Source organism: Bacteroidales bacterium, from assembly GCA_012519055.1.
In the GTDB taxonomy this organism is placed as follows: domain Bacteria; phylum Bacteroidota; class Bacteroidia; order Bacteroidales; family Salinivirgaceae; genus JAAYQU01.
On the sequence record JAAYQU010000036.1, the window covers coordinates 26,395 to 37,356 of the forward strand.

6 protein-coding genes and 1 tRNA gene are annotated in these 10,962 nt (G+C 36.9%); 4 read left to right on the forward strand and 3 right to left on the reverse strand.

Annotated features, from left to right (window positions below; all coding sequences use genetic code 11):
• Positions 1-97: 97 nt before the first annotated feature.
• Positions 98-1,753 (reverse strand): STAS domain-containing protein, encoded by a 1,656-nt coding sequence (locus GX311_06625; protein NLK16052.1) that lies wholly within the window; start codon positions 1,751-1,753, stop codon positions 98-100.
• 284 nt (positions 1,754-2,037) lie between these two features.
• On the opposite strand from GX311_06625, the gene GX311_06630 reads away from it, so the two are divergent.
• From GX311_06630 to GX311_06645, 4 genes are all read left to right on the forward strand, one after another.
• Positions 2,038-2,112, forward strand: a tRNA-Val gene (locus tag GX311_06630).
• Positions 2,113-2,180: 68 nt separating this feature from the next.
• Positions 2,181-3,239, forward strand: a complete 1,059-nt coding sequence (locus GX311_06635; GenBank protein NLK16053.1) for a hypothetical protein — start codon at positions 2,181-2,183, stop codon at positions 3,237-3,239.
• A 134-nt stretch (positions 3,240-3,373) separates the two neighbouring features.
• A complete protein-coding gene (locus tag GX311_06640; protein ID NLK16054.1) occupies positions 3,374-6,100 on the forward strand; it encodes a 4-alpha-glucanotransferase in 2,727 nt (908 codons plus the stop codon).
• Between the two features lie 78 nt (positions 6,101-6,178).
• Complete coding sequence (locus tag GX311_06645; GenBank protein NLK16055.1) at positions 6,179-6,787, forward strand: YigZ family protein; 609 nt, start codon at positions 6,179-6,181, stop codon at positions 6,785-6,787.
• Between the two features lie 449 nt (positions 6,788-7,236).
• Here the strand turns inward: GX311_06645 and htpG are convergent, their stop codons facing one another.
• Both htpG and arcC read right to left on the reverse strand, forming a co-directional pair.
• Entirely contained in the window at positions 7,237-9,291 is a 2,055-nt protein-coding gene (gene htpG, locus GX311_06650) for a molecular chaperone HtpG (GenBank protein NLK16056.1), read from the reverse strand.
• A gap of 308 nt (positions 9,292-9,599) precedes the next feature.
• Complete coding sequence (gene arcC / locus GX311_06655) at positions 9,600-10,556, reverse strand: carbamate kinase (protein ID NLK16057.1); 957 nt, start codon at positions 10,554-10,556, stop codon at positions 9,600-9,602.
• Positions 10,557-10,962: the final 406 nt, after the last annotated feature.

Consider the following 10,962-nt stretch of genomic DNA (forward strand, 5'->3'; position numbering starts at 1 on the left):
AGCAAAAACTCAAATATCAAAAAAGCCAACTATATCAAAATGATTTAGCTGGCTTTTAGTTATTATTTTCTAAATACTCTCGCTATAAATATGCTAACTATTTCTTCTCCTCTTCATCCTCCACCAATATCTGATTAGCTCTGTCAAGTGCTAAGGAAAATTCAGGGAAAATATTTGCTTTCCCAACCATAAAAACAATTCTATATTTCTCTAATTCACTATGAACTTGAGGATTAACACCAGAAAGAACAACTTTAGTTCCCTCGTGCTGTACAAACCTAACAGCTTCTTTCAAGTTCTTAATACCTGTTGAGTCAATAAAAGGTACGTGCCTCATTCTAATAATAAGCACCTTATACTTCGTTCCACTGGTTTTAATTACTTCTCCGTAGCGTTTAGCAGACGCAAAGAAGAAAGGTCCACTAATCTCGTATATCCCTATTGATTTGTCAACATCAGAATAGTTATCAAGAATATCACTATCTATTGATGTGGATAATTCAGGTTTTATATCAGACATACGTTTCATAAATAGAAGTGCAGATAAAACGACGCCAACCTGTATAGCTATGGTTAAATCAACGGCTACGGTTAAAATAAAGGTTGATAAAAGTATAATAATATCAAAGGCACTTCCTCTCAAAATACTTACAAACGTGCGCCATTCACTCATATTATAAGCAACAACAATAAGAATACCTGCCAGACATGACATTGGAATAAATCCGGCATATTTACCAAACACTAACATTATAATAAGTAACGTAATTGCATGCATAATACCAGCGATCGGAGTACGTCCGCCGTTTTTAACATTGGTTGCTGTTCGGGCAATTGCTCCTGTTGCTGGAATACCACCAAAAAGTGGAGTAACAACGTTGGCAATACCTTGAGCAATAAGTTCGGTGTTAGATCTGTGATGTCCCCCTATCATACCATCGGCTACAACAGCAGAAAGCAACGACTCAATACCACCTAATAGTGCAATTGTTACAGCCGGCGCAAAATAATTTCCAATATTACGCCACTCTATTTCCGGTATTGAAACGCTGATTTTTGATGGGATTTCTCCGTATATACTACCTATTGTGGTAACATCTAATTTAAAAATTGCAACTATAGACGTTACTACAAGAATAGCTATAAACGAGCCGGGAACAACAGTAGTTATCTTTTTTGAATAAACTGATATTAATATGGTAAGCACTGTTAACGCGATTGCTGTAATATTGAATGTTGATAATGCTGATATATATACACTCCATTTTTCAAAGAAATCAGATGGAACACTTTCAATGCTAAGTCCCAATGCATCTTTAATCTGTGTTGAAAATATTACCAATGCAATACCACTTGTAAAGCCTACTATCAAAGGATATGGGAAGAACTTTAAAAGTGCTCCTAGCTTTAGAAGTCCAAAAGCAATTAACAGCACTCCTGCAAGAATAGTAGATAGCATTAAACCATCTAATCCATATTGCGTAACTATACCAAAAAGAATAACTATAAATGCTCCTGTTGGACCTCCTATCTGAACTCTACTACCTCCTAAAAAGGATATTATAAAACCTGCTATAATAGCGGTAACAAGTCCTTTCTCGGGGGATACGCCAGATGCGACAGCAAAAGCAATTGATAATGGTAAAGCAACTATTCCAACAATAACACCTGCAAGAATATCTTTAGTTAATTGCTCCTTGGTTATTCCTTTTTTTAAAACAGTAAATAACTTTGGTCTGAATATTTCGTTCATAAACTAAATATTAAAATTGATATATTACTGATTTTCAGTACATATACATAATATACACAATTGCCGCAAATATACGGTTCTTTGTCATATGCCACAAAAAATAATTAAATATATTTTAAAATAAGGATTCCAAAAGTCTTTTATTAATTTGAAATAGAATATTTTAAAACTAATGAGTTGTTAAAGCTTATTTAAAAACAGATAAAAGCTAAATATTTTATCATTTTTCTTTTGCAATAAAGAAATTCACACTATATTTGCACTCGCAAAACAGCAATTCTATTGGGCGGTTAGCTCAGCTGGTTCAGAGCACCTGGTTTACACCCAGGGGGTCGGGGGTTCGAATCCCTCACCGCCCACAAACAATAAAAGGTTGCACGAGTTATTTCGGCAACCTTTTTTAATTTTGTTTATACCCAGATGACTTATGACTAACTACAACATATTTATCACCGCCGCTACCAACCTGGCAAAACGCTTACATACTAATCAAAAAGATAAAGCAGGTGTTAGTTATTTCGATGGACACCTAAAAGCAGTAGCTAATCAAGGGCGAACCTGGTTAGAGAAAATTGCAGGGTATCTGCATGATGTATGTGAAGATACTCCTCATACCGTTGAGAATGTGTTGAATATGCTTGAACAAGAAGCAGGTACAGAACTCCCCTCGCTTCCAAAGCAGGAACTTGCTGACGCTCTTTATCTTCTAAATAACCACAATTTTACCTCACGTGATGAATATATTGTTGCTATTGGAAAACAGCTGTTGGCAACGGCTGTAAAACTCAAGGACTTGCAAAATAATATGGATTTATCGCGCATACCAACCCCAACAAAAAAAGATTTAGAGAGAATAAAACGCTATAAGTCAGAATATGACTATTTGACACAAAAGTATATGGAATTGCGTAAACCATGTATCCTCTTTGTTCATGGATATAACAGTAGTTCATTAGGTTTTACGGCAAATGAGCTAAGACGACAATTGGGCGAAGAAGCCGTTGTCTTTGCTCCCTCTTTCTCTAATAAGTTAGAGCGGTTTGATAATATTTTGGCTAATATCGAGCAAGCGCAAGCAGTAGTTGATTATGAGGGAATTGATTTGGTTATCGGCTCAAGCATGGGAGCATTTACTGCTTTGAGAGTTAAGGGTGTACCGAGAATTATTATCAACCCCTGTATGAAGCCGTCTGAACAGTTTGAGAGACTTCTTTTTAATGAAACCACAACAGAAGAGATTGCTAAATACGTTGATTTAGAACAAAGTCTCGCTCCTACAAAGTTAGAACAGGAACAGACATGGGCTCTATTTGCTGACGAAGATGAGCTCTTCTCCTACAAAGCTGAATTTCAAAGCCTTTTTGGAGCAACAAATTGTTTACAAGTTCCCGGCGAACATCGGAATAATTCCCAACGAGTTAGGGAGCACATTATACCGTTGATATACACCTTAATTGAAAACGGGGTGATAAAATGTAGATGGTAAAATAATTTGCTGTATTTCATCCCGATTGAAAGTATAAGTAAACAGGCAAGTTTGCGCGAAACATAAAAATTGCTCATTGTTAATTGCTCATTGTTAATTGATTTAGTTAATTTGCATAATAAAACGCAATACCTATGAATATCTCATTTAACATTTATTACAAAACACATTTTGGACAATCGCTAATATTAGAGATACGACAACCAGATACGGGTTCTAAGTCAATATTAAAAATGAATTTAATTGACGCTGAATCAGGACATTGGCAGGCTGATATTGTTATTCCCGATAGTGTTAAAACAGTTAAATATAGATATTCAATCGAAGACAGTAACAATTCCTTTAAAATTGAAGAATGGGGAGATGACCGCCAAGTTAATGTAGAAGGTGCAAGCAATCACGTTGTTTTTGACTCTTGGCGTTCGGCTTCTGACCCACGTTATGCGTTGTTTAGCAAGGCTATAGGAGAAACAATATTGTCGTATAATAACAGGATAGCACCAAAGCCTAATGTTACTAAAAAGGGAATAAAAGTGATATTCAAAATTGCTATTTCGCGGATTGATAGCAAACATAGGGTTGTGATAACTGGCTCAAATAGAGAGTTGGGGAACTGGGATATTAAACAAGCAGTTGAAATGCACAACCAGAACCACCCTGTTTGGGAAGCTGAAACTTTTGTTAACAATAAAACCCAAAGTATTGAGTATAAATATTGTATAATTGACAGAAAGTCGAAAAAAACAGTGTTTTCTGAAGATGGTGCAAATAGAGTTGTAAATATTAAGGTAAGTGAGTGTAAAGCCTTAGTTATCAATATAAATGATGAACATTTTAACTATCCGACCGAACCATGGAAATGTGCAGGGGTTGCAATTCCTGTATTCTCTTTACGAAGAAAAAATGGTTGTGGCGTTGGTGAGTTTTCGGATATTAAACTGTTGGTTGACTGGGCTTTAAAAACAGGAATGAAAATAATACAAATTCTTCCTGTTAACGATACCATTGCAACACACACTTGGATGGACTCTTATCCATATTCGGGTATTTCGGTATATGCGCTACATCCTATCTATATAAATATCAGCTTGATAGGAAAACTAAAAGCTAAGGTTACGCAGCAAATAATTGACAAACAGAGTCAATACTTAAACGGTCTTGAAAGAGTGGATTATGAGGCTGTAATGCGCTTAAAATCAAGATTTTTTAAACAAATATATGACGAGCAAAAGAGGGCTTTTCTGAAAGAACCCGAATATATTGAGTTTTTTGAAGCAAACAAAGATTGGTTAAAGCCTTACGCGGCGTTTTCATATCTTAGGGATCTGTTTAACACGGTCGATTTTTTACGTTGGGGAAAATATTCGAGCTTCTCTCCCGCTATTATTAATGAAATTTGCGATGCTCAATCGGCTCATTTTGACGATGTTGCAATACATTACTTTATCCAATATCACGCACATAAACAGTTGCTTGATGCTGCCAATTATGCACGAAAAAAGGGCGTTGCACTTAAAGGCGATATTCCCATAGGTATATACAGAAATAGTGTCGATGCATGGGTATCTCCTGAACTGTACAATATTGATGCTCAGGCAGGTGCACCACCTGACGACTTCTCTGTTTCGGGGCAAAACTGGCGGTTCCCGACATACAACTGGGACAGAATGCAAAAAGATAACTACAAATGGTGGCAACAACGCCTACAAAAAATGGCTGACTATTTCGACGCGTTTAGAATTGACCATATATTAGGTTTCTTTAGGATTTGGGAAATACCTGAAAATCAGATTGAAGGATTGCTTGGGAGATTTAATCCCTCTCTTCCATTTAGCAAGCAGGAGCTGTTAGACCGTGGTATGTGGTTCGATTACGATAGATTATGTCGCCCATATATCAGAAGGCACTTTTTATATGATATTTTTGGAGCAGACAGTGATGAGGTAATCGCCAGATATTTAGATGAGTACGCTCCAAATTGCTACAATTTAAAACCGCAATACAATAACCAAAAGAGTATTGAAAAGGCTCTTGCAACCTCTCCCGACAGTGACAGAAATACAATATTGAAAAATGATAGAATAAAATGTGGATTATTTGAGTTGGTATCTGAGGTTATCTTGTTAGAGGCTCCTAACTCAAAGGGAGAATATTTTGTACCTCGACATTCAATGCATAATACTCGTTCATATAGAGAGTTAGACGATTCATCTAAAGAGAAACTTAATAAGCTGTATTATGACTATTTTTACAAAAGAAACGAAGAATTTTGGGCTTCTAATGCAATGAAAAAGCTACCCACAATAAAAAAAGCAACCAGTATGCTGCTTTGTGGCGAAGATTTAGGAATGGTACCACGGTGTGTGCCTGAGATAATGAATCAATTGGGAATATTAAGCCTTGAAATTCAACGTATGCCAAAACAGCCTGATTTAGAGTTTGCACACCCGAACAATTATCCTTATCTGTCGGTGGCAAGCACCTCGTCACATGATACATCTACGTTACGCGGTTGGTGGGAAGAGGATTCTTCTCGATCGCAAAGGTTTTTTAACAATATTCTTTGGAATAGGGGAAACTCCCCTTTCTACTGTGAAACATGGTTAGTAAAGCAAATTATTGAACAGCATTTGCATTCGCCAAGTATGCTTGCAATTTTTCCGCTGCAAGATATATTGGGATTGTCTGAAAAGCTACGCTACGAAAACGCGCAGGGAGAGCGTATAAACCAGCCTGCCAACCCAAATAATTATTGGAGATACAGAATGCACTTGTGTTTGGAGGATTTAATTGAAGAACAGGAGTTTAACGCCGAAGTTAAAAGTTTGATTGATAATTCGGAAAGGAATAAAATTTATTAATAGAGTCGGAAGTCGGAAGAAAAAAACGTACACTTAATGAACTTTTAACTTATAAAAATAATAGGTACTTTTGTTCTTATGGACGAAACTGGTATATATAAAACTATAAAAGCTCCTTCTGAAGGGGAGTACAAAGAAAAAGGCAGCAAGTTTTTAGCTTTTGCCTACCCTGTATCTACTGAAGATGAGTTTAAAGATATATTAGCTGACCTGAAAAAACGCTTTTATGATGCTCGCCACCATGTGTATGCGTTTAGAATAGGTGCCGACAAGAAGTTTTACCGTTGCTCCGATGATGGCGAACCGCCAAACAGCAGTGGACCGCCTGTCTTGGGGCAGATACTAAGTTTTGATTTAACAAATATTGCAATTATAGTTGTCCGTTACTTTGGCGGAACGAAACTTGGTGTTCCCGGATTGATAAATGCCTATAGGAGTGCTACAAGTGACGCTATACAAAACGCTGAAATAATTGAAGTTACAGAAACAAAAACAGTTGAAATAAAGTTTCAATACCCCGCTATTGGCAATGTTATGAGGATAATAAACGAAGAGGGTTTAGAGGTGTTAGATAGAGAGATGTTAACTGACTGTAAATTTGTTTTATCAATAAAAGTACCTGATTTTGATAGAGTTATTGAGAGGATAGAGGATTTGAGGATGTGTGAAATAAACTATGAAAGGTAAAAGGTACAAGGAGAAAGGTAAAAGTCGGAAGACCGAAGTCGGAAGTCGGAATCTCTTAGCTATTGGCTGTTAGCTATTAGCCTTTGGCTATTAGAGGGGGCAATTGTTGTATCAATAGCCCCGACTTTCAAGTCGGGGATTAGGTTGACACACGTGTTTTTGGGCTTTAGCCCAAGTAATGCGGTTCGCGCAGGCAACGATTTAAACGTATAGACGGAGCACGCTCCGTCTATACACTTCGTTGATATTCTGACAATTACAGTTTTCAAGAGTGTCCACTGTACACCATTCACCAATCAGCAATCACTTCCTGTTACTTTGGATTTTGTGAGAGACACCATAATATGATTTTGTGAGAGACGCCATAATATGACGTCTCTACAACACCTTGACATTCAAACAACTTATTGATTATTGTTCACTTCGGCTTCGCTCAGTGCGTCGCATTGCTAATTGCCAATAAGTTCAATGCTTCGTTTTACAAATAGATTTAAGCTTTCGCCTTTTAGCATGTTGTTGGACAGCAAGGCTAAATCAATAATTTGCTTAACGAGTTTTTGGTTTTTACCGTATTCCTTAAGTTTGTTCTCTTTGCTCTCTTCAAGTTCGGATACCTCTTTTTCCAAAGCCTCGATTTTGTCTTTGTCGGCGGTGCTTATATCCTCCTCTTTTTTATCTTTGTTTTGGTCGTTTAACTTAGTTATTTCGTCTTTGAGAGGTTTAATCTGATTATCAATAGATTGAATATCGTTACCTAAAGTTTCTTCGAGCTTGGTGTTAATATCTAAAATCAATGGGTGATTGCTGTTAACCACTAAGTTATACGAATCTGGCATCTCGCCGTAGAAGTTCATTCCGCTCATTGACGACATATCTTTCATACGTCTCATAAACTCCTGTTGAGTGATTTTCATAGGCATTTGATCTTCTGCCATTGGCTCGTAGCTTACAAGGTAATAGTCATCACCTTCGGGCAAGTGGCTACGGAAAACAGGTGTAAGCAACTCTTGTTGTGCAGGCGTTAGTTTCGACTCACGTTTCTCATCCTTTTCAATAAGTTTGTCAATCACATCGGAGTCAACGCGCACAAAACGAGTCTCTTTCAATGAGCTTTCTAACTTGTTGATAAAGTGCATATCTAAGTGACCGTCCAACAACAATACATCGTAACCTTTATCTTTAGCCTCGGCTATATAGGTGTATTGGTCGGTTTTGTCAGTTGCATACAGATAGATTAGTTTTTTGTGTTTATCGGTTTGATTTGGCTTTGTAAGCTTCTCGTATTCATCTAATGTAAAGTATTTATCTTCAGTGTTTTTCAATAGTACAAATGAAGTTGCTCTTTCACTAAACTTCTCGTCTGTAAGCATACCGTACTCAATGAAAAGTTTAAGGTTATCCCACTTCTCCTCGAACTGTTTGCGGTCGTTTTTGAAAATCTCTTGCAAACGGTCGGCTACTTTTTTGGTTATATGCGCCGAAATCTTCTTAACATTATTATCGCTTTGCAGATAGCTACGCGAAACGTTTAACGGAATATCAGGTGAATCTATAACACCGTGTAAAAGCGTAAGATATTCTGGCACAATGCCTTCAACCGAATCGGTTACAAACACTTGGTTGCAGTATAGCTGAATTTTATTTCGCTGAATATCTAAGTTGCTTTTGATTTTCGGGAAATACAAAATTCCTGTCAAATTGAACGGATAATCAACATTCAGATGGATATTGAACAGAGGTTCATCAGCAACGGGATAAAGCGTTTGATAGAACTCTTGGTAGTCCTCATCTTTTAATTCCGAAGGGGTTTTTACCCAAGCTGGCTCAGTGATATTTATAATTTTGTCTTTGTCGGTATCGACATATTTACCATCTTTCCACTCTTGCTCCTTGCCGAAAGCTATTGGTACTGGCAGAAATTTGCAATATTTATTTAGGAGCTTTTCTATCTCACTGTTTTCTAAATAGTTGAGATTTTCTTCGTCAATATGCAGAACTATATCTGTACCTCTATCGGTTTTTGTATCGATTTCTTCGAGTGTAAATTCGGGTGTTCCTTCACATGTCCAGCGCACTGCTTTAGCTTCATCTTGCCATGATTTGGTGATTATCTCCACCTTCTCGGCTACCATAAAGGATGAGTAGAAACCAAGCCCAAAATGCCCTATAATTGCGTCAATATCGTTCTTGTACTTTTCTAAAAACTCGCCTGCACTCGAGAAAGCTATTTCGTTAATGTATTTGTTTACCTCATCGGCGGTCATACCAATGCCTCGGTCACTTATTGTAATGGTTTTGTTCTTTTTGTCGGCTTTTACCTGTATTGTTAAATCGCCCATTTCGCCTTTAAAATCGCCTTTACGAGCTAAAGCTTTTAATTTCTGTGTAGCATCTACCGCATTAGAAACCAACTCTCTAAGGAAGATTTCGTGGTCGGAATAGAGAAATTTTTTAATTATTGGGAATATGTTTTCCGATGTTACATTAATTTTTCCTTTTTGCATAATCACTTAAATTTATAATATTCTGTGGTTGAAGATGTCAATTGGCGTGCCATGAGAGAAAATGTGACACTTTGACAGAATTTCTAAGTTAAAAGGTGAAAGGTAAAAGGTAAAAGTTTACAAATTTTCTTTGAAAATTTGGATTTTTTGTCAGCAGAACAAGCCTGTAGGATTAAAAAACAAAAGGTAAAAGCTAAAGGTATCTGTCCCAAACTTTTACCTTGCTCCTTGCTCCTTTTACCTTGAACCTTTATCTATTTTGCAGTTTTATATATAATCTATTAAATCAATGTTATATGTGTTACAGATTAGTACTCCATTGTGATTTTAGTGCCATAACTCATATCTTCAAGCTTTGTGGCTTCAGTGATTACTGACATTTTACCACCACCCTCGATAAAGTATAGTGCAGCTTGAATTTTCGGTGCCATACTGCCCTCTGCAAACTGCCCCTCTTTAAGGAGTTTCGTGGCATCGGCATGGTTTAAAAATTCGAGCTTTTTCTCGTCAGGTTTTTTGTAGTTGATATATACGTAAGGCACATCGGTTAAAATATAGAACTCATCGGCTCCTACTTTTCGTCCGACCATTGCACTGGCGAGGTCTTTATCTATGACGGCTTCTAAGGGGCGTAATTGATTGTTTTCGTCGTAATATACGGGTATTCCTCCTCCACCAACGGTTATAACAATTTTTCCTTCGCGTGCCAATTGGTTAACTGTTTTGCTATTCATAAAGTCAATTGGCTTTGGCGATGGCACTACACGCCTAAATCCGCCATTGGCTTTTACCTCCTCTTTAAAAACCCACCCTTTTTCGGCAACAAGTTTGTCAGCATCCTCTTTTGTGTAGATTTTTCCCACTCTTTTGGTGGGATTATTGAAAGCTGGGTCGTTTTTATCGACAATAACCTGTGTTACCATGGTTATAATCTCTTTTTCGATTCCCTTTTTGAGTAGCACATTGCGCAGTGCACGCTCTAACATATATCCGATACTGCCTTGCGAGTCGGCAACTGCTACATCCATAGGCATTTGGGGTATTCCGTAAGTTTGTTCGCCGGCATCGTTGCGCATTAGAATATTACCAACTTGTGGACCGTTTCCGTGCGCAAGAATAAGGTCGTAGCCCTCCTCTATCAGATACAGGATATTTTTCATTGTGTCGGCTGTGTTTGCTTCTTGTTCTTCAATTGTTCCTATCTGGTTGCCACGAAGCAGTGCATTACCACCGAAAGCTACTACTGCTAATTTATTTTTTTTCATTTTATTTTTTACTTTATGTGATGTTTGTTAATTTGCTAATTATCTACTGTTTACGTTAAGTATTTTTAACTAAGGAAAGTTGTAGAGATAGTGATATGCTTTTTGCATTGTTGCGAGGTATTAAAATCGTGCAAAGTTATAAAAACGTAGGTTAAAATTTTTTATTGAGGGGTAATTTTTTTTGCACATTCCTTAAAAAATAACAGAAACTAGCAACGCACTGGGACTTTAAGAATAGATAGAAAATAAACTATAAATTTGTAGCAATGCAAAAAATAAAAAAAGTACTTTTTGTAAAGCAAAAAACATCCGCAAATGCAAATGTTTTTAATCAGATTTATTTGCTATATTTGACTGGCTTTTATATGAGCTTACAAAAGTAAAACACTCAAGTTTAGTAAAACAA